The sequence below is a fragment of the Gymnodinialimonas sp. genome, assembly GCF_059726805.1.
Genome location: NZ_AP041059.1, coordinates 2363842 through 2389455 on the forward strand (window position 1 = coordinate 2363842; position 25614 = coordinate 2389455).

Below are 25614 nucleotides of genomic sequence, written 5' to 3' on the forward strand. Positions count from 1 at the left end.
GTAGCGATTTTCCTGCGCGAGGATCGCGGCGTGTGGCTTCGGGTGTGCCCCTGTGTCTGATCGCGGTGCGCGCGACAGGTGTTGGAGCCTCCGGCGGGGATATTTTTAAGAACGGGGAATGGGGGGCGGTGCGCGCAGGCCTTGGCGGCTGTGGCGTGAGGACGCGGGTCTACCTCGATTGGAATGCCACGGCACCTTTGAGGCCTGAGGCGCGGGCCGCGATGGCCGCGGCGATGGATGTCGTGGGCAACCCCTCGTCGGTCCATGCCGAGGGGCGTGCGGCGAAGGCGATGATGGAGCGGGCGCGGGGCCAGGTGGCCGAGGCACTCGGGGCCTCAGGCGCGGATGTTGTGTTTGTCTCGGGCGCGACGGAAGCGGCGGCGCTGGCGATGGCGGGGCGGGGGCTGCATACCTCGGCGGTGGAGCATGACGCGGTGCGGGCTTGGGGTGTGGAAGACCTTTGCGTGGGCGCTGATGGCCGCGTTGCGGTGCCGGAGCCCGGGGCGGCCTGCGTGCAGGTTGCCAATTCCGAGACCGGTATTTTGCAGGATCTGCCCGAAGGATTGGCGGTCAGCGATTGGACGCAGGGGTTTGGAAAAATCCCTTTGGCGTTTGATTGGTCGGGCATCGACATGGCGTTCGTGTCGGCCCACAAGATCGGCGGCCCCAAGGGGGTCGGCGCGCTGGTGATCAAGCGCGGGCTTGATGTGCAGGCGCAGATCAAGGGTGGCGGCCAGGAGATGGGGCGGCGCCATGGCACGGAAAACCTCATCGGCATTGCTGGATTTGGGGCGGCGGCGCAGGCGGCGGCACAAGATTTGGCCGATGGTTTGTGGGAGCCGGTGGACAAACTTAGAATATTTCTAGAAAAGACTCTGGAAGACGCGGCAAGTTCGACTATTTTAGTCGGGAAAGGTGCAGATCGCCTGCCCAACACCTCGATGTTCATCACCGAGGGGTGGAAAGGCGAGACGCAGGTGATGGCGATGGACTTGGCGGGATTCGCCGTTTCGGCGGGCTCGGCGTGTTCCAGCGGCAAGGTGAAGACGTCGGGCGTGCTGCGCGCGATGGGATACTCGGAGGCTCAATCGGGATGCGCGTTGCGCGTGTCGTTGGGGCCCACGGTCACAGAGCCTGAAGTGGCGGCGTTTTGCGACGCCTGGCTGAAGGCTCGGGGTAAGAAATTTCCGCGCTAGGGGCGCGGGTGGAGGGAACGATGAGCGCACTCGATATCGATGAAGTTCAGGTGAAAGACGGCGTGGATCAGGAGACCGTGGATGCGGTCAAAGGTCTGGGCGGGGCGTATAAATACGGCTGGAACACCGAGATCGAGATGGACTACGCGCCGATGGGCGTGAACGAGGACATCGTGCGCCTGATCTCTGAGAAAAACGAAGAGCCCGAATGGATGCTCGACTGGCGTCTGCAAGCGTTCAAGCGCTGGAAGCAGATGAAAGAGCCGGAGTGGGCGATGGTCGACTACCCGGCGATCGACTACCAGTCGCAGTATTACTACGCGCGGCCCAAGAGCATGGAGACCAAACCGAAGTCTTTGGATGAGGTCGACCCCAAGCTGTTGGAAACCTACAAGAAACTGGGCATCCCGCTGAAGGAGCAGATGATCCTGGCGGGTGTGGAAGGGGCCGAGGATATCCCGGCGGAAGGCCGCAAGGTCGCTGTGGATGCCGTGTTTGATTCTGTGTCCGTGGGCACGACATTCCAGGCGGAGTTGAAGAAGGCGGGCGTGATCTTCTGCTCGATTTCCGAGGCGATCAAGGACCACCCGGATCTGGTGAAGAAGTACCTCGGCTCCGTGGTTCCAATCACCGACAACTTCTTTGCGACGTTGAACTCGGCGGTCTTCTCGGACGGGTCCTTCGTCTACATTCCGCCCGGCGTGCGCTGCCCGATGGAGTTGTCGACGTATTTCCGCATCAACGCCGAGAACACCGGCCAGTTTGAGCGGACGCTGATCATCGCGGACCGCGAGAGCTATGTCTCCTACCTCGAAGGCTGCACCGCGCCGATGCGCGACACCCATCAGCTGCACGCGGCCGTGGTGGAGCTGGTCCTGCTGGACGACGCCGAGATCAAGTATTCGACCGTCCAGAACTGGTATCCGGGCGATGAGAACGGCAAGGGCGGGATCTATAACTTCGTGACCAAACGGGCCGATTGCCGGGGCGACCGCTCCAAGGTGATGTGGACGCAGGTGGAGACAGGAAGCGCCGTGACCTGGAAGTACCCAAGCTGCGTGCTGCGCGGTGATGACAGCCAGGGTGAGTTCTACTCCATCGCCATCGCCAACAACATGCAGCAGGCCGACACGGGCACCAAGATGGTGCATCTGGGCAAGCGGACGAAGTCGCGGATTGTGTCGAAGGGGATTTCTGCGGGCAAGGCGCAGAACACTTATCGGGGGCTGGTTTCTATGCACCCGAAGGCGAAGGACTCGCGCAACTACACGCAGTGCGACTCGCTTCTGATCGGCGACAAATGCGGGGCCCACACGGTTCCTTACATCGAGGTGAAGAACAACTCTTCCCGGGTGGAGCATGAGGCGACGACGTCCAAGGTCGACGACGACCAGATGTTCTACTGCCAGTCGCGCGGCATGGACGAGGAGGAGGCCGTGGCGCTGATCGTCAACGGCTTCGCCAAGGAAGTGCTGCAGGCGTTGCCGATGGAGTTCGCGATGGAAGCGCAGCAGTTGGTGGCGATTTCGCTGGAAGGCTCGGTGGGCTGATCCATGGCACTGCGCCGGGTGATATTGGACGTGACTGGTCGAGCGCTGGTCGGGGCGGCTGTGCGGCTATGAGCGCGCCAATCCGCCTCTACTATTGGCCTGCGCCGAATTTCGGCGATGCGCTGAGCCACTTGATTGTGGAGCATGTCTCGGGGCGTGCGGTCGTGAACGCGCGGCCGAAACAGGCGGAGCTGTTCGCGCTGGGATCGTTGATGCATGTGATCTCCAAGCATTGGACGGACCGGACGCGGGGCGAGGGGCCTTTGTTGTGGGGCACGGGCCTGCTCAACCCATTCTACCGCAAGGACTTTCTGGAGAATGTGCGGGTGCGGCTGCTGCGCGGGCCGATCTCTGCCGCGTTTCTGCGCTTGAAGATGACCGAGTTTGGCGACCCGGGGCTGCTGGCGGATGAGGCCCTTGGCCCGGTGCCTGAGCGCCATGACCGCGTGGCGATCATCCCCCATCATAGCCAGATGGAGGACCCAAGGTTCGTGGACATGGTAGAGGCCGATCCGGCGCTGCATCTGATCGATTCACGGCTCGATCCGGTGACGGTCTGCCGCGAAATCGCCGCGTCGGCCCATGTCTTCAGCGCCTCCTTGCACGGGCTGATCGTGGCGGATGCCTACGGGGTGGCGAACACCTGGATGGACCCCGACACGCAAGGTCGCCTGAAGTACCACGACTACGCCGCCTCCATCGGGCGCGACATGATCGCGCCGGTCGAGATTGACGATGTCCCCAAAGCCGCCCGCGCGGCCCGAGACACGCCGTTCCCCTATGCCGAGGGCATCGCGCGCTGTCGCGAAAGCCTTCACACACATTTCCCGGCCGAGCTGCGCGCCGGGGCCCAACCATAAGACACGAGGTGAGATTATGCTGAATATCAAAGACTTGGCCGTAAAGCTTGAAGAAGAAGACAAGCAGATCTTGAAGGGTGTCGACCTGGAGGTTGAGGCCGGCGCGGTCCATGCGATCATGGGGCCCAACGGCTCGGGCAAGTCGACGCTGTCCTACGTGTTGTCCGGCAAGGGCGGCTATGAGGTCACGGGCGGCGAGGCGACGCTGGACGGTGAGGATCTTCTGGGCATGGATCCGGAAGAGCGCGCGGCAGCGGGCCTGTTCTTGGCGTTCCAATACCCCGTGGAAATCCCCGGCGTGGGCAACATGACCTTCCTGCGCACCGCCGTGAACGCACAGCGCAAGCTGCGCGGCGAGGAAGAGATGTCGGCGGGCGAGTTCCTCAAGGTGATCCGCGCCAAGGCCAAGGATCTGAAGATCGATGCCGAGATGCTGAAGCGTCCGGTGAACGTCGGCTTCTCGGGCGGTGAGAAAAAGCGCAACGAGATCCTGCAGATGGCGATGCTGGAGCCCAAGATGTGCATCCTCGATGAGACCGACTCTGGCCTCGACGTGGACGCGATGAAGCTGGTGTCCGAGGGCGTGAACGCGCTGCGCGATGCGGGTCGGGGTTTCCTGGTTATCACGCATTATCAACGGCTTCTGGACCACATCAAGCCCGACGTCGTGCATATCATGGCCGACGGTCGCATCGTGAAATCGGGCGGGCCCGAGCTGGCCCTTGAGGTCGAGAACAACGGCTATGCCGATATCCTGGCGGAGGTGGCGTAGATGGCCAATCCGGCACCGAAACCTGACCTGACGCAGGTCCGCCTGGCGTCTCTGACGATGCCAGAGGGCGCGTCCGAGGCGCGTAACGCGGCGCTGGCGCGCGTCAACGCGATGGGCCTGCCCACACGGCGCGACGAATACTGGCGCTACACCGATCCCGCGACGCTGACACAGGCCAATGCGCCCCGCGCGGCGATCTTCCATGACCCCAATGAGCAGCCCCTTTTCAGCGATGTTGACCGGGTGCGGGTCGTGTTTGTGGACGGCGTTTTTGATGCCGAGCAATCGGACGATCTGGCCCTGGCGGGACTGGAGATCGAGCGTCTGGCCGACGTGCTGCGCAAGGACATCCACTGGGCCAAGGACCTCTACGGCACGCGCGAAGCGGCGGGCCAGGACCCTGTGGCGCGGCCCTTGGCGGCGCTGAACACGGCCTTTGCAACCGACGGCATCGTGATCCGCGCGACGGCCAAGGCCGAAAAGCCCGTGGCGCTGATCTACCTGCACCGAGACGAGACCTCGGACGCGATCCTGCACCATCTGGTGAAAGTGGAAAGCGGTGCCGAGTTGACGGTGCTGGAAAACGGCCCCGCGGCCGCGCGGTTCAACAAATGCATGGAGATCGACGTCGCCGACGGCGGCGCCTTCCACCATGTCCGCGCCCAGGGCCGCGATCACGAGCGGCGCTGCGTCAGCCATATGTTCGCCCGCGTCGGCGCCGAGGCGCAGTACAAGTCCTTCACCATGACCGCCAATGGCGTCACCACCCGCAACGAGCATGTCATTGAAATCGTGGGTGATAACGCGATTGCCCACGTGGCGGGCTGCGCCCTTGGCGATGGCAAAAGCGGTGATTTCCACCACGATGACACGGTGTTCATCACCCACGACGCGGTCAATTGCGAAAGCCGCCAGGTGTTCAAGAAGGTCCTGCGCAATGGCGCGGAGGGCGTGTTCCAGGGCAAGATCCTGGTCAAGGCGGGCGCCCAGAAAACCGACGGCTATCAAATCAGCCAGGCACTGCTTCTGGACGACGACAGCAGCTTCCAGGCCAAGCCCGAGCTGGAGATCTACGCCGACGATGTGATCTGCTCCCACGGCTCTACCACCGGGGCGATTGACGAAGAGGCGCTGTTCTACCTGCAATCGCGCGGCGTGCCGAGCGATCAGGCGACGGACCTTCTGGTTCTCGCCTTCCTGGCCGAGGCGATTGAAGAAATCGCCGACGAGGCGCTGCGCGACGACATTCACACGCGCCTGGAAGAGTGGTTGCTGCGCAGGCGGGCCGGCTGATCGATGAGCGTCAGCCAAGACATAGTCGCCACCTGGCGGCGTCCGCGCGCTGTGATGCGGCGTCTATTGGCGATGGGGCGGCGCGAGGATCGCGCGCTGGCGTTCCTCTTTGCCGCCTGCGCGCTGATCTTCGTGGGCCAACTGCCGCGCCTGCAGCGGGCCAACACGCTTGAGCAGCAGGAATGGCTGGCGGCGGGCGCCAAGGCCTCGGACAAGGTAGCGACCTTCCAGGCCGAGATCGCGATTACAGGCTTCGCGTGGCTCTTGGTCTGGCCGCTTTTGTTCTACTTCATCGGCGGGCTCACGCATCTGATCGCCAAGCTATTCGGCGGCAAGGGCAGCTTCTACTCCGCCCGTCTGGCGCTGTTCTGGACGCTTCTGGCCACCAGCCCGGCGTGGCTGTTCCACGGATTGGTCTCGGGCTTCATCGGGCCGGGCCCGGCGCAGCAAATCGCGGGCATCATTGTCGTGGGGTCGTTCCTGTTGTTCTGGAGCGTGTGCCTGAGAGAGGCCGAAACCAACCCCGAAGGGGCAACGCCATGAGCGAGATACTCGACCTGCGCTTTCTGACCAAACTGGCGTTCGAGACGCTCCGCGATCCCCGCCAGGGCGCGGAAACCGCCCTGCGCCTGGCCCCGCCGCGCCCGGCACTGTGGCTCGCGTTTTCGCTGATGATCACCCTGTCGCTGATGATGGGCGAGGTTGTCACCCTGATTGCCGCCCCGCCCGAGGCCGGGCCTTTGACCGGCCAATCCGCCCTCGCGCTGGGTCTTCTGCAGGCCGCGTTCCTGTTCCTGATGGTCTTCGCCGTGACGCACATCGGCCGCGGCTTCGGCGGCACGGGCACCTTCGACGGCGCGCTGGCGCTGATCACCTGGCTGCAATTCGTCTTCTTCCTGCTGCAGCTTTTGCAGCTGGTGTTGCTACTGATCGCCCCGCCTCTGGCGGCGATCGTGACGATCCTGGCCATCGGACTATTCTTATGGGTCCTGGTCAACTTCATCACCGTTTTGCACGGTTTTCAATCGGTTGGCATGGTCTTCGTGATGACCATCGTCAGCTTCATCGGCATTCTTTTCGCGCTCAGCATCGTTCTGACGATCCTGGGCGTAACACTCGACACGGGCGCCATGCCCCAAGGAACTGTGGCCCAATGACCTATGATGTAGAGGCGATCCGCGCCGATTTCCCGATCCTGTCGCGTGAGGTCAACGGCAAGCCGTTGGTCTACCTCGACAACGGCGCCTCGGCCCAGAAGCCGCAGGTGGTGATCGACGCGATCACCCAGGCTTACAGCCAGGAATATGCGAACGTTCACAGGGGCTTGCACTACCTCAGCAACCTCGCGACCGAGAAATATGAGGGCACGCGCGCGACCATCGCGCGCTTCCTGGGCGCGCGCGATGAGGAAGAGATCGTCTTCACCTCCGGCACCACGGAGGCGATCAACCTGGTGGCCTACGGATGGGCCATGCCCCGCATGGAGGCCGGCGATGAGATCATCCTGACCATTGCCGAGCATCACGCCAACATCGTCCCCTGGCACTTCCTGCGCGAACGCCAGGGGGTGGTGATCAAATGGGTCGATGTGGACACCAACGGCGATCTGGACCCGCAAGCGGTGATCGACGCCATGGGCCCGCGCACCAAGCTGGTCGCCATGGCCCATATGTCCAACGTCCTGGGCACCGTCTTTGACGTCAAAACCGTGGTCGAGGCGGCCCATGCCCGCGGCATCGCGGTGCTGGTCGATGGCTCGCAATCCGCAGTCCACATGCCCGTCGATGTCGACGCCCTCGGCGCTGATTTCTACGCGATCACCGGCCACAAGCTCTACGGTCCCAGCGGCTCCGGCGCGATCCACATCAAGAAGGACCGCATGGCTGAAATGCGCCCCTTCATGGGCGGCGGCGATATGATCCGAGAGGTCGGGCGCGACGTAATCACCTGGAACGACCCGCCGATGAAGTTTGAGGCCGGCACACCGGGCATAGTGCAACAAATCGGCCTGGGCGTCGCGCTGGAATACATGATGGGCGTCGGCATGGCGAATATCGCCGCCCATGAGGCGGACCTGGCTTCCTATGCCAGCACGCGCCTGAAAGGGCTCAACTGGCTGAATGTGCAGGGACAATCCGCCACCAAAGGCGCGATCTTCAGCTTCACGCTGGAAGGCGCGGCCCACGCCCATGACATCTCGACCGTGCTCGACAAGAAGGGCGTCGCCGTGCGCGCGGGCCACCATTGCGCGCAGCCGCTGATGGAGCATATGGGCGTTAACGCCACCGCGCGCGCGTCCTTCGGGATGTACAATACCAAGGCCGAGGTTGACGTGCTGGTCGACGCATTGGAACTCTGCCACGACCTCTTCGCTTAAGCGCCTACAGGCTTCCCCGTTCTCTAAATATCCCCCCCGGAGGGTCCCACGCCGCCCAAAAGCACGGACCTTGCCGGAAAGGGCGACATCCTATCCGTCAGGCTCAATCAAACCCAACCCTCGCAGATAAATCCCGATCCCGGCCTCCAACAGGTCTTCGGGCGGGAAGGGCGCATTGGCCCCGGGCCGGCCGCGCGCAAACAGCTCCACCACCCCGTGGGACATGGACCAGATATGGGCCGAGAACATCGACGGCGGCGGGCGCTTTTCGGGCGGGATGTGCTTGGACAATTCCTCAGCCGCATGTTCCAGAACCGCGCTTGACTTGCTGGCCGCCGCCGCCAGTTCCGGCGTTGCATTGACCGAGGTGCCGCTTTCGAACATCGCCATGTAGTGACCGGGGAACTTGCGGGCAAAGGCCAGGTAGGCGCGTCCCGTGGCCTCAAACGCCGCTAGCGCAGTAGGTTTGCCGCCATTGAACGCATGTTCCATCAGGTCGGCAAAGATCTCATGGCCCTGGCGCGCGCATTCCGCGATCAGATCCTCGCGTCCTTCAAAATGGCGATAGACCGCCGCCGGGGTGACGCCCGCGTTTTTCGCGGCCTCCGACAGGGTGAAGCCGGTCGGGCCCTTGGTCTCGATCAAGCGAAGCGCTGCATCGACCAGCGCTTGCTTGAGGTTGCCGTGATGGTAGCCGCGCTTGGGCATCAGGCCGCAGCACCGGGATCAGACCACATCTCCGGCCCGCCGGTGATCGCAGGGTCGGGCGCGCCCACAAGACCCTCGTCTTTGCCTGCGTAATCAAGCCCTTGCAGCACCGCTCGGATCACCGCCAGACGCGCCCGGCGCTTGTCGTCGGACCGGATCACCGTCCAGGGCGCGGCTGCCGTATGCGACCGCTCCAGCGTTTCGCCAATAGCCTCGGAGTAGGCGTTCCATTTCTTCAGCCCCTCCACGTCGATCCAGCTGAGCTTCCATTGCTTCAACGGATCATCTTCGCGATCAAGGAACCGGCGCAATTGCTCGGCCCGGCCCACGTTCAGCCAGATCTTCGTCAGGTGAATACCGTCCGTCGCAATCGTGCTTTCCACCCCGGGAAGCTGCGCAAAGAACGCCTCGCGCTGTCCGTCATCGCAAAAGCCGAAGACCTTCTCGACCACGCCGCGATTGTACCAGCTGCGGTCGAACAGCCGGATCTCTCCGGCGCTTGGCAGATGCTGGATGTAGCGCTGGAAATACCATTGCCCGGCCTCCCGGTCGGTCGGCTTCGACAGCGCCACAACGCCCGCAGCGCGCGGGTTCAGGTTCTCGCGGATGCGCTTGATCGCGCCGCCTTTGCCCGCCGCATCGCGCCCCTCGAACACCACGGCCACGCGGGCGCCCGTCTCGCGGACCCAGGCCAGCATCTTGACCAGCTCGATCTGCAGCGCGGCCAGATCCGCCTCATAATCCGCGCGCTTCATGCGCTTGGCGTAGGGGTAGGAAGGGTCGAGCACCCGGGTCTTCTGCGCATCGGCGATCTGTGCGCGCACCCAATCGGGGGCTGCGTCGTGGAAATAGGCGCTGATGGCGCCATCGAAGGGTTTGGTCATGGGATCCCGCTGCTCATGTTATTTGACATTACATTAAGGGCGCGGGCGCGGTTTCGCAATGAACCTTGGGGATAACTACCGTGCGGCCAGCCGATCAATCGCCTCCACCAGCGCCTGCGGCGCGGCATGCTGCGGCATGTGGCCGACGCCTTCCAGAACCGTGAGATTTGCATCGGGGATCTGTTGGCTGAGCGGGACGGAGTGGATGTGCAGCCCCACGGTCGTGTCAGCGTCGCCGTGCAGGATTTCGGTGGGCACGGGGATGTCGGGATAACGCGGCACCATCGCCTCGATCTGCGGCAGAAGCGACGTGCGCTGCCAGGCGTTCTCCAGCATGGAGAAGCGGCGCAGGGTCAGGCCGGTGCCGAAGTGATCGCTGTAGCCTTCCGGGGCGGATTGCGGCGCGAATGTTGCCTCGACGCTGGCCTCCACCACGCGGTCCGGCACCCAGGCGACGATGGCCGTAGCCATGATCGGGCCGAAGAAACGGTTGGAAAGCAGGCGGTAATAGGTGCTGATGCCCGTATCCCAGGGGTTTGAGGCCCCGGCCAGAACCACGAGGCCCGACAGAACGTCGGGCCGCTCGATCCCCCAGGCCAGCGCCACGGCACCGCCAAAGGAATGGCCCACGACGATGGGGTTTTCGGCACCCAGCGCCAGGGACGCCTCTGCCAAAAGGCGCGCCTGATCCGCGATGGGCGTGTTGCGGCCAAGCGTGTCGGTGTAGCCCAGACCAGGGCGATCAAAGGCGATCACCCGGTAGCGGTCCGAGAGGCGCGCGACCATGTCCAGCGTCCAGTCGTTCAGGTTCCCGCCCGAGCCGTGGATCAACACCACGGCCGGGCCGTCGCCCTCTTCCACGTAATGCACGCGCGTACCATTCACCTCCACAAATGCCCCGGCGGGCGGATGCGCGGCCTCGGCCCGCGCCTCGTTCTGCCCGGCTTTCCAAATCGTGACCGCTGCGAGGAGCGCTGAAAGCGCGAGGAGGGCCAGAACCACCTTCATTTGCGCAGATCCGTCGTCGCCAGGCCGATCTGATCCATGTCGAAGGGCGTGGTCAGGTACAATTCGCTCACCCAATTGCCGTAGAGAAGATGCGCATGGGACCGCCAGCGGTTCATCGGCTCGCGGCTGGGGTCATCGTCGGGATAATAGTTCACCGGCACATTGATCGGCGCGCCCGCGTCCGCGTCGCGGTCATATTCCTGCTTCAACGTGCCGCTGTCATATTCAAAATGGTTGAACACATAAAGCGCGCGGTGGGCCGGGTCCTCGATCAGCGCCGGGCCGACCTCGTCCGAACCGATCAGCGTGCTCAAGCCCGCGGCGGCCACTTCGTCGGCACGCACCTCCGTCCAGCGCGACACCGGCATCAGCACATCATCGGAGAACCCGCGCAAGTAAGGCGAGGCCGGGGCCTGGTTCACATGGCGGAAGCAGCCGAACGCCTTGGCGTCGAGCATATGTTTCTTGATGCCGTGGAAATGATAGGCCATCGCCATGCCGCCCCAGCAGATGCCGAAGGTGGAATGAACGTGGGTCTGGGTCCAATCCATGACCGTCTTCAACTCGTCCCAATAGGTCACCTCTTCAAACGGCAGATGCTCAATCGGGGCACCGGTGATCAGCAAGCCATCGAATTTCTCTCCGGTGGCCTGAACTTCGGCGAAGGGGCGGTAGAATTCATCCATATGCTCGGACGAGGTGTTCTTGCTTTCATGCTCGGACATGCGGATCAGCGACAGCTCGATCTGCAGAGGAGACGCCCCGATCAGCCGGGCGAATTGCGTCTCGGTCTGGATCTTTTTCGGCATCAGGTTGAGCAGCCCGATGCGCAACGGACGGATGTCCTGCTTGGACGCCGCATCCTCGGGCATCACCATCACGCCTTCGCGCGACAGGATGTTATAGGCGGGCAGGGTATCGGGTAGTTTGATCGGCATGGGGTGCGCTCTTTGGCAGTCTGACGCCTTGATCTAGGACCTTAGCGCCCGAGCGGCAACCACGTGGCCGGACGGATCACTCAAACGCGATGTCGATGGGCGGGTTTAGCCGCCGACAAGCATCAACGGCGCCAGGGCTGCAAGGAACTGCATGCGGCGTCCTAGGTCCTCGGGCGGGATCTCCATTTGCTCATAATAGCTGCCTCTATTGGCCGAGACCTCGATCACCATGCGCGCGCCGGGCACATCAAGGGCGGTGTTTACGCTCAGGATGTCTTCGATGTTCGTCAGGCCGAATTGCGACGTGTCGCCGGGGAAGGACTCGAGCCGAAGAGTCAGATCGGATTGAGGGAACCGCAGCCGGACGCGGATGTTCTCGGGCGCGGCGCGGCCCAACTCCATGTTGAAAACCGCGCCGTCATAAAGAACCCTCGGCGCGATGACGATGTTAAGGCCGACGAGATCGCCCAACGTCGTATAGGTCCGCTCAAATAGCGCGCCCTGGGGGGCGTCAGTGAAGAACGTCTCACATTCAAACTCACCGGCGACGGGGGTGTCGGCGAAACAGGCGGCGAGTTGCTCCTGCTCCGGCGCACCAACTGCCGAAAAGCGCGCAACCAGTTGCGTATCGCGGTAGATGACCTGCACCTCGCCGCCGTCGACGGGGATGTTTTCGACCGCGACCATCTCGATCTGGCCATCGGCGCGACGGTAAAAGATGCAGCCCATCGCCTGGCCAAATCTTCCCGGCGTGGTGAGTGGTGAGACGATGACCGAGGGCTCCGCGCCATGGGGGACATCGCCAAAGGCGGTGACCGTGGCGCAAGCCTGTCCGTCGATGGATTGGGCGTTTGCGGGCACGGAGGCGGTGCAAAAGGTGGCTAAGGCATAAAAAAGAAAGTGCTTCATCGCGCCATAACAGGGCAAAGCGCCCGATCTGGCAAGAGCGCCTAGCGCGACAGCGCCGTGGCGATCATCTCTTCCGCATCCGTGGCGTCGCGCACGGCCTCCACCTCGGCCGCCGAAACGCTGACGCCCCAATGCTGTGCCATCGCCGCATAAAGTGGCGCGCGGTGGTGGATGACGTGGGCGAAGGCGTGGACGGCGAAGGCGTCGGGGTCAACGTCGGCCTCTTTCACCCCGTGGGTGTCCAGATAGCCCTGCCACAGCGCGTCGAGCATCGCGGGCCGATAGTAGATCGGCTTGGGGTTCAGCTTGAAGCGGCGGATCAGCTCGGCGTCATGGCCCTCGGGCGTTTCGATCCAGATCATCAGCGCGTTCTGTGCCAGGGTGCTCAGCACCTCGTCAGCGGGGTCCGAGGGATCCACGACCTCACAGATCGACCCGCCGGTGTCGCAGATGAAATTGTCGTAGCCGTAAAGCGAGGTGGCGCGGTGAATGAAGGGCAGGGTGTCGAGCAGCGCGTTGACCTCGGCCCGGCGGTGCAGGGCCTGGCGGCGATTGTATTCCGCAAACGGCAGACCGCCGCGCGCGGGATCGCCGGGCTTGCCCAGATAGGTGGACAGGGGCGCAAGGTTGCCGAAGGTGATGTTGGACCCGATGTAGATGCTATCAGAGCGAAAAAGATCGGCCAGAAACGGCACCGTCATGGCCTGCGCCTTGAGGTTATCGGTAATGTGCTCGCCCATATAGGCCGTGCCGATGCGGTAATCGACGGAGTAGTGGAACCAATCACCACCCGCGCGCAGCTTGTCTGACAGCACCGTCTTGCCGAGGCCCGACATGCCAAAAACCGCCACCCGCTTGGCGGGGGCGTCCAGGAAGGCTTGGGGGCTGTCGTAGATCAAGTCCATGGCCGCAGGCTTGCCACGGCGCTTGCGCGATTGGCAAGGACCCTAGGGGCGCAGCCACCGGATTATGCGCCCATCCAGGATCAGGAGACCCAGCGCCAGCAGGCTGAACCCCGCGAAGGCTTGCGGGGCAAGGCGCTCGCCCAGAACAAGGGCGCCGAGCACAATGGCGACGGGCGGGATCAGCAAGGTCACCAGCATCGCATTGCCCGCGCCCGCCATGGCCAGCACGCGGTAATAGAGAAGGTAGGCAATCGCGGTGCCAAAGATGGCGAAGTAGGCCACAGCGGCGTAGGTGACGGGCAGGGCGGGCCATTGCGGCGTGCCGTCGAGGATCAGCGCGGCAGGCACCAGGATCAGCGTGGCACCGGTCAACATGCCCGCCGCCGCGACGGGCGGGGCCAGGCCTTGCAACGTCCGGCGCGCCCAAGCGCTGGCGAAGGCATAAGAGATCGTGCCGCCGATCACCGCCAATTGCGCGAGTGAGCGGATATCAAACTGCCGCAGGCTGTCGAGGCCGATGGCCACGGCGACCCCCGCAAAAGCGACGATCACGCCCGCGCTCTTGCGCAGGGTCAGGCGCTCATCGGCAAAGACCAGCGCCGCGACCAGCACGCCGAAGATCGCGGTACCTGCGTTGAAGATCGACGTCAGGCCCGTCTCGATGAACTGCTGGCCCCATGCCATGAGCGAGAAGGGGATGACGTTGTTCAAGAGGCCCATGACGAGAAACGCGCCCCAGATGCGCGGATCGCCCGGCACGGGCAGGCGGCGGATCAGAACGTAGGCCCAAAGGATCACGCAGGCCCAGACGACGCGGTGCATGACGAGGGTGACAAAGGGGATCTCTTCAAGGCCCACTTTGATGGACAGGAACGAGGCGCCCCAGATGAGGCCCAGAAGGCCCATCTCGGCCCAGGCGCGGGTGCTGACAGAGGTTTGCGTCATGGCAGCGGTCTAGACCGGGCATTGGCCTCGCGCGACCCGGAACCTGCGGATCAGGCGAAGAAAAACCCCGCGCGCCTTCGGGGCACGCGGGGTTTGGGGTGCGTCAGGCTGCCAGCTTAGAACGTGTAGCCAACCCGCAGGCCGAAACCGACGGCAGTGTTGTCGTTGAAGTTGGCAAATGTCGTCCCATTGGGGAACGGCTGCGGCGCTTGGGTGATCGCATCGCCCAGAAGCGTGTAGTTGATGCCGCCGGTGATGGTGACGTTGCCGCTGGTGTAGCGCGCGCCAAGGCCAAAGGAGGTCCGCCCGTCTGTGGGCCCGAGGTTGCCGGCAAAGCCGCCGACCTGATCTTCATAGGTGATCGAGCCCAGAAGCGTCCAAGTGTCGTTCAGCACCCGGGCACCGCCGAGCGTGTAGGTCCAGACGTCAGAGTTGTACTCCACCAGCGGACGCCCGGCAGAGACGGCGGCGATATAGGTGGGGGGCGAGATGTTGAACTCGGTCCAATCGGTCCAACGGACCGAGCCGAAAACCAGCGTGCCCTCCGCGACGCCCGATTGCGCCTCCAGCAGCACTTGCTGCGGGATCGTGGAGTTGAACGTCGACGGTCCGGTCACGCCGCCGGCGGTTTCGGTGCCGGTGAAGGTGTGCTCGGTGGCGCTGTAGTAGGTTAGCGCGACGCGCAGGGCGATGTCTGGACGCTCGTAGGCGGCACCCAGCATGAAGCCAAGCTCATGATCCGTGTCGGCTTCAACCTGATAGCGCGTGGCGCCCCCGCCCGAGCCGTTGAACAGGCGCACATCGCCCTCCAACGTCACGGCGCGCAGGCCGCCGTAAACCGAGATGTTCTCGTTAAACTGGTAGCGTGCCGCGATCGTCAGGGCCTGCGCGCGCAGTTCCGCTTGAGAGCCTGCGCCCAAACCGTAGAGGTAGGCGGCGTTCTGATAGTCGACGTCCGCGCCAACCGGCTGATCATAGATCAGCGCGACAGACACCGAATCGGTGATGTCCTGGCGGTAGGCCAGCGACGAAAAGCTGTAGGACGGGGCCACATCGCCCGAGTCCGCGCCCGCCGCCGTCGGCGGGGCGTTCACCGCCTGGATGCCGGAAATGTCGGGGTCGACATAGGTGAAGCCAAACTCAACATAGGTGCCTTCCTGGAACAGGATGGCGGGGCTTTGGGCCTGACGCTCCACCCCGCCGGCATGGGCAAGGGTCGTGGTGGCCAGAAGTGCCGCAAGGGCGGTGGTCGATGCAGTGAAGCGGGTCATACGTGTCTCCCCGTCGAAGTGTCCCGGAATGTCCCGCGCTCTCCCACGCAGGTCTTGCCTAAGTTTAAGGCGTAATATCCTTGCGCCGGTCAATTATTCCCCAGCGTCACGTGACAATTGTCATGGTTTCAGGATTTGTTCTGTGTCCCTTTTGTGACACTTCACCGGGTCTGGGCAGGGTTCCGGCTGCGCCGATGCTCGGCCAGGATGTTCATGTAATTGGCCCCGAAGATCAGAACCGCGCCGATCAGCACGCCCCATTGCAATGGCTCGGCGTAAAGGATCATGCCCACAATGGCGATCAGCGGCAGACGCGCGAAGTCGATGGGCATGACCACAGAGGCGGGCGCATAGGCAAAGGCGGCGGTCATGCAGAAGTGTGCCGCAAGCCCGGCAACGCCGATCACGATGACCCAGGGCAGGGTCTGCGCCGAGGGGAAGGCCATCTGCCCGTCATAAAGGCAGAAGGCGAGCCCCAGGATCAGTTGGATCACGGTCAGCCAGAACAGGATGCAGGTGATGGACTGGTCGCGGGTCAGCCGTTTGGTGAAGATCGCCGTGATCGCAAAACAGACCGCCGCCAGAAGTGCGGCACCCATGCCAATCGAAAACGGTGCTGATCCCGGCTGCACGACAATCAGCACGCCGATAAAGCCCAGGATCGCAGCGAAGGTCTTCACCCGCGTCAGCCGCTCGCCCAGAAACAGCGCCGCAAAGCCCATCACCCAAAGCGGAGAGGTGAATTCCAGCGCAAAAAGCTGTGCCAGGGGAATCAGGCCGACGGCCAGAAACCACAGGTTTTGGCCCGCGAAATGGAAGATGTTGCGAAAAACATGGGTCGGCATCCGGTCCGTGCGGATCTCGTTCAAATGCCCGGTCAGCCCGCCGATCAGCAGGACCAGGAACAGCCCGACGATGGAGCGGTAGGTCATCAACTCGAAGGTGTCGATCTCTAGCGTTGCCTCGCGGCCTGCCACGGCCATCGCCGAAAACGCGAAGATCGCGCCGACCATGAAGGCCGCCGCCTTGGGCACATTGGAGGGCGCAACCTCGGGCAGCGCGGGTGAGGGGGGATGATCGACCATTGGGGCGCAATGTATCGGCCCGCACGGCGGCGACCAGCGAAAAGCGCGGCGCAGGGCGCGCGCCCGTCAAAGCCCCTTGGCCTTGGCCGCGTCCCAAAACGCGTCCATTTCTTCCAACGTGCTGTCTGCGGGGCTTGAAGAACGCGCTGCAAGTTGTTGTTCAATATAGGAAAAGCGGCGCACGAACTTGGCGTTTGCGCCGCGCAGCGCGGTTTCCGGGTCCACCTTGAGGTGCCGCGCGAGGTTGGCCATGACGAACAGCAGATCGCCCATCTCTTCCTCGATCTTAGCCTGAGGAAGCGTATCGCGCGCCTCAACCAGCTCTTCAACTTCTTCGGCTATCTTGTTGATAACCATGTTAATCTCGGGCCAATCAAACCCGACGCGCGCGGCGCGCTTCTGCAGCTTCTCGGCCCGCATCAGCGCAGGCAACCCCAAGGCCACGTCATCGAGCACACCGCCTTTTGCCTTGGCAGCCCGCTCTGCCGCTTTCACGGCCTCCCAATCGCTGACCTGCTGTTCGGCGGATTTTTCGTTGCTTTCTTCGCCAAAGACATGGGGGTGGCGGGCGATCATCTTGTCGCCGATCGCACGGGCCACGTCGTCGAAATCAAAGAGCCCCGAATCCTCGGCCATTTGGGCGTGGAAAACCGATTGAAACAGCAGATCCCCCAATTCGCCTTTCAATTCCTCCATATCGCCCCGTGCGATGGCATCGGCAACTTCATAAGCCTCTTCAATGGTATAGGGGGCAATGGTTGCGAAGCTTTGCGCCACATCCCAGGGGCAGCCGTGCACCGGGTCGCGCAGGCGGGACATGATAGCCCGCAGACGCGGCATCGGGTCAGAAGGCAGGGCGTGGTTTGGATGGCTCATACCGGCCTTATTGTGGCGAGAATTTCGGTCAATCAAGGGGGCGTGCCGAATCCGCCACAGTCTCAACACATTTCAATTCCGGGGCGGACGCGGCAATTGAACGCCGCCTGCCGCAGGGTTAATCAATCCTCAGCTTCAACCGAAGAGTATCAGTGAGGATTACCAATGAACAAATTTACTGCTGCCGCACTCGTTTCCCTGATGGCCCCGACAATGGCATTTGCCGGCCCCGTAGAAGTTCCCCCTGCACCGGTTCCGGTCGTGATCGACCCCGTTGTGACCTGGGACGGTTTCTACGTCGGTCTTGGCGCCGCCACGACGATGGGCGACATCGACTTCTTCAACCCCGATGTTCCGCGTGAGCTGGACGACGGCAACCTCCACTCCATCTTCGCCGGTTACCGCATGCAGAACGGCAACTTGGTTTACGGTGGTGAACTTGCCCTCCACATGGTCGACGAGATCGCTGTGACCGGCTTCGCGGGCACTTCCGCGCTGGACGGCACGTTCGTCGACGCCCGCGCCACGTTGGGCTATGCGCTTGGTTCGGTGCTGGTCTACGGTGCCCTCGGTTTCTCGACCGGTACCTATGACGACATCCTGGCGACCGACGGCAACGAGTTCGATCTGACGGGCTTCAACTATGGCCTCGGCGCCGAGTTCCAGATCACCGACAGCATCATCGTCGGTCTCGACTACACCGCACGTATGCTGGAAGGCGACAACCCCAACAGCGCCACGCAGACGACCGAGGTTGACCTCAACACGATCTCGCTGCGCGCGTCCTTCCGCTTCTAAACAAGCGTAAGAACCCAAGTTACCTCGAAGCCGCTTCCCGATGCCATCGCGTGTTGGGGGGCGGTTTTTCTTTGGGCGTGGTGCAAAGCCCAGATGCGGATAGGCGTTGAGGTTTGGTGGAACCTGTGGCTCCATCTCGGGCGGATCCACCAAGGAAGCACGCCCCATGCCTGTCATCAATTCCATCGCCGCCGCTGCGCCCGAGATGAAGACCTGGCGCAGGCACTTGCATAGGCACCCCGAGCTGAACTTTGATTGCCACGGGACCGCCGCCTTCATTGTGGAGCGTCTGAAGGCCTTTGGCATCACGGACATTCACACCGGCATCGCAACCAGCGGCGTCATCGCGATCATCGACAGCGGCGTGCCGGGCCCCACCATTGGCCTACGCGCCGACATGGACGCGCTGCCCATCGCCGAGGCGACGGGGGCAGAACATGCCTCGACCGTTCCGGGCACAATGCACGCCTGCGGCCATGATGGGCACACGACGATGCTGCTTGGCGCGGCGAAATACCTGGCCGAGACGTGCAATTTCAGGGGCCGTGTGGCGCTGATCTTCCAACCCGCCGAGGAAGATGGCGGCGGCGGAGAGGTCATGGTGCGCGAAGGCGCCATGGATAGATTTGAGATCGAGCGTATCTTTGCGATCCACAACATCCCCGGCGCGCCGGAGGGGGCGTTTTACACCACGCCGGGGCCGATCATGGCCGCCGTCGATACCGTCACGGTCGAGATCACGGGAAAGGGCGGGCACGGCGCCTATCCGCAGGACACCCTCGATCCGATCCCGCCCGCGCTGGCCATCGCCCAGGCCTTTGGCACCATCGTGTCGCGCAACAACCGCTCGCTCGATGATCTGGTGGTGTCGGTCACGCAGATCCACTCCGGCTCGGCCAGCAACGTGATACCCGATACAGCGATGCTGAACGGTACCGTGCGCACGTTTGACCCCGCCGTTCAGGACATGGTGGAACGCCGCATGGGCGAGATCGTCGACGGCACCGCGGCGGCGTTCAACGTCACCGCGCAGCTGACCTATGAGCGCGGCTACCCCGCGACGATCAACGATCCCGAACAGACCGCCTTCGCCGCTCGGGTCGCGCGAGAGGTCGTGGGGGACGCCGCTGTCGTGGATGATGGCAACAGGGAAATGGGGGCCGAGGATTTCGCCTATATGCTGCAAGCCCGCCCCGGGGCGTATCTGTTTCTGGGAGCCGGCGCGGGCGCGGGGCTGCACCACCCGGAATTCGACTTCAACGATGACATCGCGCCCATCGGCGCCAGTTTCCTTGCGCGGATCGTCGAGACGGCAAACCCTGCCTAAGGCGCTTTATTCGGCCTCGATCAATTGCCTTTGAGGGTTGCGCCCATGGCGCTCGACCAAGCGGCGCAGCCTGTGACCCTTGGGGATCCCGCGCGCGGGCGTCGGCATCGTCGGGGGCAGATCCGGGAACAGGGCGGCGATTTCCGCCAGTGCATCTGCGCCAAGCGTTTCGCGGGCCATCGGGCCGAGGTAGAGGCTTTCGGTGGCGCTGCCCTCGGAAAACACGATCTCGTGGCGGTCGAAGAGCAGATGATAATAGGTCACCGGGGCCGGTCCCATGCGGGTGACGCCGGGCAGGGGCAAAAGCTTCACCGCAGGCACCAGAACGCCGCCCGGGCCGAACATCCGCTCGGCAATGCGCGACTGCACCAAAATCCGATGCTGCGGCGACACCAGAAGATCGCGGGTGGGCAGGCCCTTGCCCAGGGCCCCCGTCGCGATCCGGATCGGGCGCAGGTGGGGCGCGGCGCAAAGTGCGGCGCGGCTCTGCGCGCTGCTGCCAATCCAGCGCAGGGTTTGGGGGCCATTGTCCCGGGTCACAATCAGATCGCCCGGCGCCAAGTCTTCGATGGGGCGCGGGCCCGTCGCGGTCAGGATCTGCGTGCCTTTGACGAAACAAACGGGCCCGGAATCGTCAGGGTCCGGCGTACCTTCGACCAGATCGCCGTTTGCGTCCCGCTGAATGCTGGTCGCATTCGGCGCATCCGAGGTGGTGCTTTCCAGGCCCACGTTGATTGTGCCAGGAAACCCCAAGGGTGTCGCGACATTGCCGGGATGGGACGGGCCATATTCCAGCGCGATATACTCTAGGGTCGTCTCGTTGACGAGGTAGATCGTGTCCCACTTGCCGGATTCGCCGTCCTCCAAGAACCCCTGGTTCGCGTTGCCCTCGGGCAGGCCCGCGCTGAAGTAATTGGACCCCATGGGGGGCGTGCCAGTGTAGTTGCCCACAACCGTCGCCGTGCCATCGCTGGCGATGGAGGGGTTGGACACCGTGCCGAAATCAAACAGCTCACCGCGCTGCGCGCTCCAGATTGAATAGTTGCTCAGGTCGATCGTGGATTTGGTGTTGTTCTGGATCTCGATGTATTCATCGGCCTTGTTGGTCGCACCATCGCCATCGGTGTCAAACGCACCGGACCCGGCGTTGTCCGCCAGGATTTCACTGAAAAAGAGGCCATCCAGAAAAGCTACCATGGGGCGCAGTTAAAAACTGACTTTGGCACATTTCTGGAAGAATCGTGGCGAACCGGTGAAACCGGCAAAAACGGGCCTGTTCAGTGGGATTGCGCCCGCAGATATCTGCGCATTCCGTAAAGCAGCGGCTCGCCCTCGGGGGCCACTTGCACGGCCTGAACCGCGCCGATGCAGATGTGGTGCGTGCCGAGCTTCTCGGCTGAGACCAGCGTGCAATCAAACCCCACCAGCGCCTCGGTCAAATAAGGCGCACCGCTGGCCAGGACGCCGTGGGTGACCGCGTTGAACTTGTCACCACCCGGCGCCGGGATGCGGGACGAGAATACGTCCGATATCTCGGTCTGCGCGGTGTTGAGCACATTGATGCAGAAGCACCCGTTCTTGAGCACAATCGGCAGGCACGACGAAGACGCGTTCAGGCAGGTCAGCATCGTCGGCGCCTCGCCATCGGCCGAGATCGACGTCATCGCCGAAACCGTGACGCCCGCGCGCCCTGCAGGCCCATCGGTCGTGACCACACAGACCGAGGCGGCTGCCTTGCTCATGCCTTCCAGAAAGGTTGCTTTCAGATCGTCCATCACATGCCCCCAATTCGCGCCGCCACACTCGCCCACGGCGTCACGCGGCACAAGATGGATCAATTTGGGGCTTCGTCTCGGGAAAACTTGCGGTTAGCAAGGCTTAAGCGAAGCAGAGGGGCAGATCATGGCGCTGGAAGATGCGAAAAACGACGTAGATGCAGCCTTCACCCGGCGCGATTTGAAGGGCCTGTCGTTCGAGAACGTCTTTGCGGGCGCGCCGTCGTTCCTACGCCGCAAATACACCAAGGACCTGAGCGGCGTGGATGTGGCCGTCACCGGCATCCCCTTTGATCAAGCCGTCACCAACCGCCCCGGCACCCGCCTTGGCCCGCGCGCGATCCGCGCCGCCTCGGCCCTGCAGCCCTGCGATCCGCCCTATGGCTGGGACGGCTATTCACCGCTGGAGGCGCTTGCCGTGGCAGATTACGGCGATATGGCGCTGGATTACGCCTACACCGCGGATGTCCCGGCCCGGATCGAGGCGCATATCGCGGGCATCCTGGGGGCAGGGACCGCGGCCCTCACCCTCGGTGGCGATCATTCCATCACGCTGCCCATTCTGCGCGCCCACGCCGCCGTCCACGGGCCTCTTGCCCTGATCCAGGTCGATGCGCATACGGACACCTGGCCCGACGATGATCCCCTGCGGATTGATCACGGCACCTTCTGCTACACGGCGGTCAAGGAAGGGCTGATCAATGTCGCGCGCTCCTCTCATATCGGGATCCGCACGGTGGTCGAGGATAACCTGGGCATTCATATCCACGACGCTCGCGAGGTGGTAGAGGCAGGCCCCAGCGCCGTCGCGGCAGCCGCCAAGGCGCGCGCGGGGGACGCGCCGGTCTACCTCAGCTTCGACATCGACGCGCTCGATCCGGCCTTTGCGCCGGGCACCGGCACGCCGGTCTGGGGCGGGCTGACCTCGGCCCAGGCGGCGATCCTTCTGCGCGATCTGGCCGGGATCAACCTGGTCGGCGGCGATGTGGTCGAGGTCTCGCCCCCCTTCGACACGGCCGAGATCACCGCTGTCGCCGGCGCCCATGTGGCGATGGAGCTTCTGTGCCTTTGGGGCTGGACGCGTCGATAGGCGGCCCCTGTCGCCGAAACGTCACTGGACCGGGCAGGCGGCAATCCCTACATGTCGGGGTGCACGCCCCTGACGAGGTCATCCAATGCCCAACCGTCGCCGCCCTGACCCCGAGACCCGCGCCGTCGCGCGCGAGATCTCCTACGCCAATTCGGCGGCCACCAAGGGCGGGCGCGCGATGATCCGCGCGATGGAGAACACCACCGGACGCCTGCGCCTGATCAAGGCGGCGGAAGGCTACGACGACGAGGTGCGCCGGGGCCGCGATTTCTGGGACGTGATGGTGGAGCGGTACAAGCTGGAGCTGAAGGTGATCGGCGGCGCGCTCTCCAACATCCCTACGACCGGGCCCGTCGTGCTGATCGCGAACCACCCCTACGGCATCCTCGATGGGCTGATGATGGGCCATATCCTGGCCCAGACCCGGGGTGATTTTCGCATTCTCGCCCATCAGGTGTTCCGCAAGGCCGAGGACCTGAACCGGATCATCCTGCCGGTGTCGTTTGATGAAACCAAAGAAGCGCTGGCCCAGAACATCGCCACGCGCAAGACCGCACTGAATTACCTGGCCGAGGGCGGTGCGATTGGCGTGTTTCCCGGCGGCACGGTGTCCACGGCGGCCAAGCCCTTCGGGCGTCCCATGGACCCCAAGTGGCGCAGTTTTACCGCACGGATGATCGCCAAGTCGGAAGCCACCGTGGTGCCGATCTACTTCGACGGCCACAACTCGCGCCTGTTTCAACTCATGAGCCACCTGCATTACACCCTGCGGATGGGCCTTCTGATCAAGGAGTTCAAAGCGCGCACGAATTCCGAGGTGAAGGTGGTCGTGGGGGAGCCGATCCCGCGCGCGGACCTCGATGCGCTGGCAGGTGACGCGAAAGCCTTGATGGAGTTTCTGCGCCAAACCACCTATGCCCTGTCTCCACGGCCCCTTGACGCGCAGGCGCATGGGTTCGAATTTGAGGACAGGCACCGTGGACCGGAAGAGAAGTCCGCGAAACTGAGGTTGAAGGCCAAGAAGAGCATGAAGGACTATTATTGATGGCAGTGGGAATTTTCGATTCTGGCCTGGGCGGGCTGACAGTGCTCGACGCGGTTTCCAAGGCGCTGCCCGAGGTGCCGCTGATCTACATGGGCGACAACGCCCACACGCCCTATGGCGTGCGCGAGGCCAATGACATCTACAACCTGACGACGGACGGCGTGCAGGAGCTGTTTGATCGCGGCTGTGACCTGGTGATCCTGGCGTGCAACACCGCCTCTGCGGCGGCGCTGCGGCGGATGCAGGAGGGCTGGGTGCCCGAGGGCAAGCGCGTGCTCGGCGTCTTCGTGCCGCTGATTGAAGCGCTGACCGAGCGGCAATGGGGCGACAACTCTCCACCGCGCGAAGTTGACGTGAAAGAGGTGGCGCTTTTTGCCACGCCCACGACGGTCAGCAGCCGCGCGTTCCAGCGCGAGTTGGCGTTCCGCGCCATCGGCGTCGATGTGGAGGCGCAGCCCTGCGGCGGTGTCGTCGATGCCATTGAGGACGGCGATATGATCCTGGCGGAAGCGCTGGTGCGCAGCCATGTGGATGCGTTGAAGCGGCGGATGCCCAACCCGCAAGCCGCGATCCTGGGGTGTACCCATTATCCCCTGGTCGAGGATGTGTTTCGCGATGCCCTCGGCGACGGCGTTGCCGTCTTCTCGCAGCCGTCACTGGTGGCGGCGAGCCTGGGCGATTATCTGCAGCGCCGCCCCGAGATGTTGGGCGAAGGCCAGCCCGCGTTCCTGACCTCGGGTGATCCAAAATCGGTGGAGGCCAAGGCCACGATCTTCCTGCGACGAGAGATCAAGTTCCAGGCCGTGTGACCCGGCGCAGGCGCCCATCGGTGTATGGGGTGTGTACAGGGTGTGTACGCGCTGTGTACCGATGTCACTGCCCGTGATGGGCCGATCACAAGCGATGATTTGAACGCGCAGACGCATTGGCATAGACCCCCTCGAGATGAAAAAACGGTGACGACAATGACCAAGAAAATCGCGATCCTCGGCGCCTCGGGCTACACGGGCGCAGAGCTGTGCCGCCTGATCGCCGGGCACCCGGAAATGGAGATCGTGGCGCTGACGGGCGACCGCAAGGCAGGCCAGCCCATGGCCTCGGTCTATCCTTTTCTGCGCACGGCCGGGCTGCCCGATCTGGTGCGGATCGAGGATGTGGATTTCTCTGGGGTTGATTTGGCTTTTTGCGCCTTGCCGCACGCGACGTCACAAAGCGTTATCAAAGACTTGCCGGGCGATCTTAAAGTTGTGGATTTATCGGCAGACTTCCGGCTGCGCGACGTCGCGGATTACGCCAAATGGTATGGCAAAGCCCACGACGCGCCCGAGCTTCAGGCCCAGGCCGTCTATGGGTTGACCGAGTTCTACCGCGACGAAATCCGCACCGCGCGGCTGGTGGCGGGCACCGGCTGCAATGCGGCCACGGGGCAGTTTGCTTTGCGTCCGCTGATCGCGGCGGGGGTGATCGATCTTGATGAGATCATCCTTGATCTGATCTGCGGCGTCTCGGGCGCGGGGCGGTCGCTGAAGGAAAACCTGCTGCACGCAGAACTCAGCGAAGGCACAAACGCTTATGCTCTGGGCGGCACGCACCGGCATTTAGGTGAGTTTGATCAAGAGTTTAGCCGTGTCGCAGGCCGCAAGGTCGAGGTCCAGTTCACCCCCCATCTTGCGCCCTTCAACCGGGGCATTCTGGCGACGTGCTACGTCCGGGGCGAGGCGCAAGCCATCCACGGCGCGTTGGTTGATGCGTATCAAAGCGAGCCCTTCATCGAAGTGCTACCGATGGGCGCAGCCCCCTCGACACACGACGTGCGGGGCACCAATTATTGCCACATCGGCGTGGTCGCCGACCGGCGCAGCGGCCGGGCCCAGGTCGTGGCGGCGTTGGACAATTTGTGCAAAGGTTCCAGCGGTCAGGCCGTGCAGAACGCGAACCTGATGCTGGGGTTGGAAGAGACGGCGGGCCTGACGGGTGTTGGGGTCTTCCCGTAAGGAGATGT

At 63.5% G+C, this 25614-nt stretch carries 26 protein-coding genes; 14 read left to right on the forward strand and 12 right to left on the reverse strand.

All coding sequences use genetic code 11. The annotated features are described in order from the left end of the window. Positions 1-155: 155 nt before the first annotated feature. The 8 genes from AC6I9R_RS11610 to AC6I9R_RS11645 all read left to right on the forward strand — a co-directional run bounded on the left by AC6I9R_RS11610 (position 156) and on the right by AC6I9R_RS11645 (position 8048). Positions 156-1196 (forward strand): cysteine desulfurase family protein, encoded by a 1041-nt coding sequence (locus AC6I9R_RS11610; protein ID WP_461425726.1) that lies wholly within the window; start codon positions 156-158, stop codon positions 1194-1196. 20 nt (positions 1197-1216) lie between these two features. Further along, positions 1217-2746, forward strand: a complete 1530-nt coding sequence (sufB, locus tag AC6I9R_RS11615; protein ID WP_461425727.1) for a Fe-S cluster assembly protein SufB — start codon at positions 1217-1219, stop codon at positions 2744-2746. Positions 2747-2814: 68 nt separating this feature from the next. Beyond that, complete coding sequence (locus AC6I9R_RS11620) at positions 2815-3606, forward strand: glycosyltransferase family protein (RefSeq protein WP_461425728.1); 792 nt, start codon at positions 2815-2817, stop codon at positions 3604-3606. A gap of 16 nt (positions 3607-3622) precedes the next feature. Then, positions 3623-4378, forward strand: coding sequence for a Fe-S cluster assembly ATPase SufC (sufC, locus tag AC6I9R_RS11625; protein ID WP_461425729.1), 756 nt, complete (start codon positions 3623-3625; stop codon positions 4376-4378). Further along, a complete protein-coding gene (gene sufD / locus AC6I9R_RS11630) occupies positions 4379-5671 on the forward strand; it encodes a Fe-S cluster assembly protein SufD (protein ID WP_461425730.1) in 1293 nt (430 codons plus the stop codon). A 3-nt stretch (positions 5672-5674) separates the two neighbouring features. After that, positions 5675-6214 (forward strand): YIP1 family protein, encoded by a 540-nt coding sequence (locus AC6I9R_RS11635; RefSeq protein ID WP_461425731.1) that lies wholly within the window; start codon positions 5675-5677, stop codon positions 6212-6214. Then, positions 6211-6828 (forward strand): YIP1 family protein, encoded by a 618-nt coding sequence (locus AC6I9R_RS11640; protein ID WP_461425732.1) that lies wholly within the window; start codon positions 6211-6213, stop codon positions 6826-6828. Before AC6I9R_RS11635 ends, AC6I9R_RS11640 begins: the two co-directional genes overlap by 4 nt. Then, positions 6825-8048 (forward strand): cysteine desulfurase, encoded by a 1224-nt coding sequence (locus tag AC6I9R_RS11645; RefSeq protein ID WP_461425733.1) that lies wholly within the window; start codon positions 6825-6827, stop codon positions 8046-8048. The genes AC6I9R_RS11640 and AC6I9R_RS11645 overlap by 4 nt, the downstream gene beginning before the upstream one ends. Before the next feature lie 90 nt (positions 8049-8138). Here AC6I9R_RS11645 and AC6I9R_RS11650 read toward each other — a convergent pair whose 3' ends face one another. From AC6I9R_RS11650 to mazG, 10 genes are all read right to left on the reverse strand, one after another. Next, entirely contained in the window at positions 8139-8756 is a 618-nt protein-coding gene (locus AC6I9R_RS11650) for a TetR/AcrR family transcriptional regulator (RefSeq protein ID WP_461425734.1), read from the reverse strand. Then, complete coding sequence (gene ppk2, locus AC6I9R_RS11655) at positions 8756-9640, reverse strand: polyphosphate kinase 2 (RefSeq protein ID WP_461425735.1); 885 nt, start codon at positions 9638-9640, stop codon at positions 8756-8758. Before ppk2 ends, AC6I9R_RS11650 begins: the two co-directional genes overlap by 1 nt. Positions 9641-9715: 75 nt before the next feature. After that, complete coding sequence (locus tag AC6I9R_RS11660; RefSeq protein WP_461425736.1) at positions 9716-10648, reverse strand: alpha/beta fold hydrolase; 933 nt, start codon at positions 10646-10648, stop codon at positions 9716-9718. Next, positions 10645-11586 carry a homoserine O-succinyltransferase gene (locus AC6I9R_RS11665; RefSeq protein ID WP_461425737.1) on the reverse strand — a complete coding sequence of 314 codons (942 nt, stop codon included), beginning with the start codon at positions 11584-11586 and terminating at the stop codon, positions 10645-10647. The genes AC6I9R_RS11660 and AC6I9R_RS11665 overlap by 4 nt, the downstream gene beginning before the upstream one ends. Positions 11587-11691: 105 nt before the next feature. After that, complete coding sequence (locus AC6I9R_RS11670) at positions 11692-12495, reverse strand: hypothetical protein (RefSeq protein WP_461425738.1); 804 nt, start codon at positions 12493-12495, stop codon at positions 11692-11694. Between the two features lie 41 nt (positions 12496-12536). Beyond that, on the reverse strand, positions 12537-13394 hold the full coding sequence (locus AC6I9R_RS11675; RefSeq protein WP_461426610.1) for an ATPase: 858 nt from the start codon (positions 13392-13394) through the stop codon (positions 12537-12539). A 48-nt stretch (positions 13395-13442) separates the two neighbouring features. Continuing rightward, the gene (locus AC6I9R_RS11680; RefSeq protein WP_461425739.1) at positions 13443-14345 is read right to left on the reverse strand and encodes a DMT family transporter; all 903 of its coding nucleotides are present in this window, start codon (positions 14343-14345) and stop codon (positions 13443-13445) included. 116 nt (positions 14346-14461) lie between these two features. After that, positions 14462-15616 (reverse strand): OmpP1/FadL family transporter, encoded by a 1155-nt coding sequence (locus AC6I9R_RS11685; RefSeq protein WP_461425740.1) that lies wholly within the window; start codon positions 15614-15616, stop codon positions 14462-14464. Between the two features lie 161 nt (positions 15617-15777). Further along, complete coding sequence (locus tag AC6I9R_RS11690) at positions 15778-16701, reverse strand: DMT family transporter (RefSeq protein WP_461425741.1); 924 nt, start codon at positions 16699-16701, stop codon at positions 15778-15780. A 66-nt stretch (positions 16702-16767) separates the two neighbouring features. After that, positions 16768-17577 (reverse strand): nucleoside triphosphate pyrophosphohydrolase, encoded by an 810-nt coding sequence (gene mazG / locus AC6I9R_RS11695; RefSeq protein WP_461425742.1) that lies wholly within the window; start codon positions 17575-17577, stop codon positions 16768-16770. Positions 17578-17742: 165 nt separating this feature from the next. On the opposite strand from mazG, the gene AC6I9R_RS11700 reads away from it, so the two are divergent. Both AC6I9R_RS11700 and AC6I9R_RS11705 read left to right on the forward strand, forming a co-directional pair. Beyond that, positions 17743-18375, forward strand: a complete 633-nt coding sequence (locus AC6I9R_RS11700; protein WP_461425743.1) for an outer membrane protein — start codon at positions 17743-17745, stop codon at positions 18373-18375. Positions 18376-18541: 166 nt separating this feature from the next. Further along, positions 18542-19702 (forward strand): M20 aminoacylase family protein, encoded by a 1161-nt coding sequence (locus tag AC6I9R_RS11705; protein WP_461425744.1) that lies wholly within the window; start codon positions 18542-18544, stop codon positions 19700-19702. Positions 19703-19708: 6 nt separating this feature from the next. On the opposite strand, the gene AC6I9R_RS11710 is transcribed toward AC6I9R_RS11705, so the two are convergent. Next, the gene (locus AC6I9R_RS11710) at positions 19709-20899 is read right to left on the reverse strand and encodes a Hint domain-containing protein (RefSeq protein ID WP_461425745.1); all 1191 of its coding nucleotides are present in this window, start codon (positions 20897-20899) and stop codon (positions 19709-19711) included. A gap of 80 nt (positions 20900-20979) precedes the next feature. Beyond that, entirely contained in the window at positions 20980-21540 is a 561-nt protein-coding gene (locus tag AC6I9R_RS11715) for a flavin reductase family protein (RefSeq protein WP_461425746.1), read from the reverse strand. 64 nt (positions 21541-21604) lie between these two features. On the opposite strand from AC6I9R_RS11715, the gene speB reads away from it, so the two are divergent. The 4 genes from speB to argC all read left to right on the forward strand — a co-directional run bounded on the left by speB (position 21605) and on the right by argC (position 25606). Further along, on the forward strand, positions 21605-22567 hold the full coding sequence (gene speB / locus AC6I9R_RS11720) for an agmatinase (RefSeq protein WP_461425747.1): 963 nt from the start codon (positions 21605-21607) through the stop codon (positions 22565-22567). 85 nt (positions 22568-22652) lie between these two features. Further along, a complete protein-coding gene (locus AC6I9R_RS11725) occupies positions 22653-23612 on the forward strand; it encodes a lysophospholipid acyltransferase family protein (protein ID WP_461425748.1) in 960 nt (319 codons plus the stop codon). Next, on the forward strand, positions 23612-24421 hold the full coding sequence (locus AC6I9R_RS11730) for a glutamate racemase (RefSeq protein WP_461425749.1): 810 nt from the start codon (positions 23612-23614) through the stop codon (positions 24419-24421). Before AC6I9R_RS11725 ends, AC6I9R_RS11730 begins: the two co-directional genes overlap by 1 nt. A 156-nt stretch (positions 24422-24577) precedes the next feature. Beyond that, positions 24578-25606, forward strand: a complete 1029-nt coding sequence (gene argC / locus AC6I9R_RS11735) for an N-acetyl-gamma-glutamyl-phosphate reductase (RefSeq protein ID WP_461425750.1) — start codon at positions 24578-24580, stop codon at positions 25604-25606. Positions 25607-25614: the final 8 nt, after the last annotated feature.

What these genes read in the sequence shown, in the direction of transcription:
- sufB (WP_461425727.1), top strand. Translation starts at nt 1,217, where the DNA reads ATGAGCGCACTCGATATCGATGAAGTTCAGGTGAAAGACGGCGTGGAT.
- AC6I9R_RS11620 (WP_461425728.1), top strand. Translation starts at nt 2,815, where the DNA reads ATGAGCGCGCCAATCCGCCTCTACTATTGGCCTGCGCCGAATTTCGGC.
- sufC (WP_461425729.1), top strand. Translation starts at nt 3,623, where the DNA reads ATGCTGAATATCAAAGACTTGGCCGTAAAGCTTGAAGAAGAAGACAAG.
- sufD (WP_461425730.1), top strand. Translation starts at nt 4,379, where the DNA reads ATGGCCAATCCGGCACCGAAACCTGACCTGACGCAGGTCCGCCTGGCG.
- AC6I9R_RS11635 (WP_461425731.1), top strand. Translation starts at nt 5,675, where the DNA reads ATGAGCGTCAGCCAAGACATAGTCGCCACCTGGCGGCGTCCGCGCGCT.
- AC6I9R_RS11640 (WP_461425732.1), top strand. Translation starts at nt 6,211, where the DNA reads ATGAGCGAGATACTCGACCTGCGCTTTCTGACCAAACTGGCGTTCGAG.
- AC6I9R_RS11645 (WP_461425733.1), top strand. Translation starts at nt 6,825, where the DNA reads ATGACCTATGATGTAGAGGCGATCCGCGCCGATTTCCCGATCCTGTCG.
- AC6I9R_RS11650 (WP_461425734.1), bottom strand. Translation starts at nt 8,756, where the DNA reads ATGCCCAAGCGCGGCTACCATCACGGCAACCTCAAGCAAGCGCTGGTC.
- ppk2 (WP_461425735.1), bottom strand. Translation starts at nt 9,640, where the DNA reads ATGACCAAACCCTTCGATGGCGCCATCAGCGCCTATTTCCACGACGCA.
- AC6I9R_RS11660 (WP_461425736.1), bottom strand. Translation starts at nt 10,648, where the DNA reads ATGAAGGTGGTTCTGGCCCTCCTCGCGCTTTCAGCGCTCCTCGCAGCG.
- AC6I9R_RS11665 (WP_461425737.1), bottom strand. Translation starts at nt 11,586, where the DNA reads ATGCCGATCAAACTACCCGATACCCTGCCCGCCTATAACATCCTGTCG.
- AC6I9R_RS11670 (WP_461425738.1), bottom strand. Translation starts at nt 12,495, where the DNA reads ATGAAGCACTTTCTTTTTTATGCCTTAGCCACCTTTTGCACCGCCTCC.
- AC6I9R_RS11680 (WP_461425739.1), bottom strand. Translation starts at nt 14,345, where the DNA reads ATGACGCAAACCTCTGTCAGCACCCGCGCCTGGGCCGAGATGGGCCTT.
- AC6I9R_RS11685 (WP_461425740.1), bottom strand. Translation starts at nt 15,616, where the DNA reads ATGACCCGCTTCACTGCATCGACCACCGCCCTTGCGGCACTTCTGGCC.
- AC6I9R_RS11690 (WP_461425741.1), bottom strand. Translation starts at nt 16,701, where the DNA reads ATGGTCGATCATCCCCCCTCACCCGCGCTGCCCGAGGTTGCGCCCTCC.
- mazG (WP_461425742.1), bottom strand. Translation starts at nt 17,577, where the DNA reads ATGAGCCATCCAAACCACGCCCTGCCTTCTGACCCGATGCCGCGTCTG.
- AC6I9R_RS11700 (WP_461425743.1), top strand. Translation starts at nt 17,743, where the DNA reads ATGAACAAATTTACTGCTGCCGCACTCGTTTCCCTGATGGCCCCGACA.
- AC6I9R_RS11705 (WP_461425744.1), top strand. Translation starts at nt 18,542, where the DNA reads ATGCCTGTCATCAATTCCATCGCCGCCGCTGCGCCCGAGATGAAGACC.
- AC6I9R_RS11710 (WP_461425745.1), bottom strand. Translation starts at nt 20,899, where the DNA reads ATGGTAGCTTTTCTGGATGGCCTCTTTTTCAGTGAAATCCTGGCGGAC.
- speB (WP_461425747.1), top strand. Translation starts at nt 21,605, where the DNA reads ATGGCGCTGGAAGATGCGAAAAACGACGTAGATGCAGCCTTCACCCGG.
- AC6I9R_RS11725 (WP_461425748.1), top strand. Translation starts at nt 22,653, where the DNA reads ATGCCCAACCGTCGCCGCCCTGACCCCGAGACCCGCGCCGTCGCGCGC.
- AC6I9R_RS11730 (WP_461425749.1), top strand. Translation starts at nt 23,612, where the DNA reads ATGGCAGTGGGAATTTTCGATTCTGGCCTGGGCGGGCTGACAGTGCTC.
- argC (WP_461425750.1), top strand. Translation starts at nt 24,578, where the DNA reads ATGACCAAGAAAATCGCGATCCTCGGCGCCTCGGGCTACACGGGCGCA.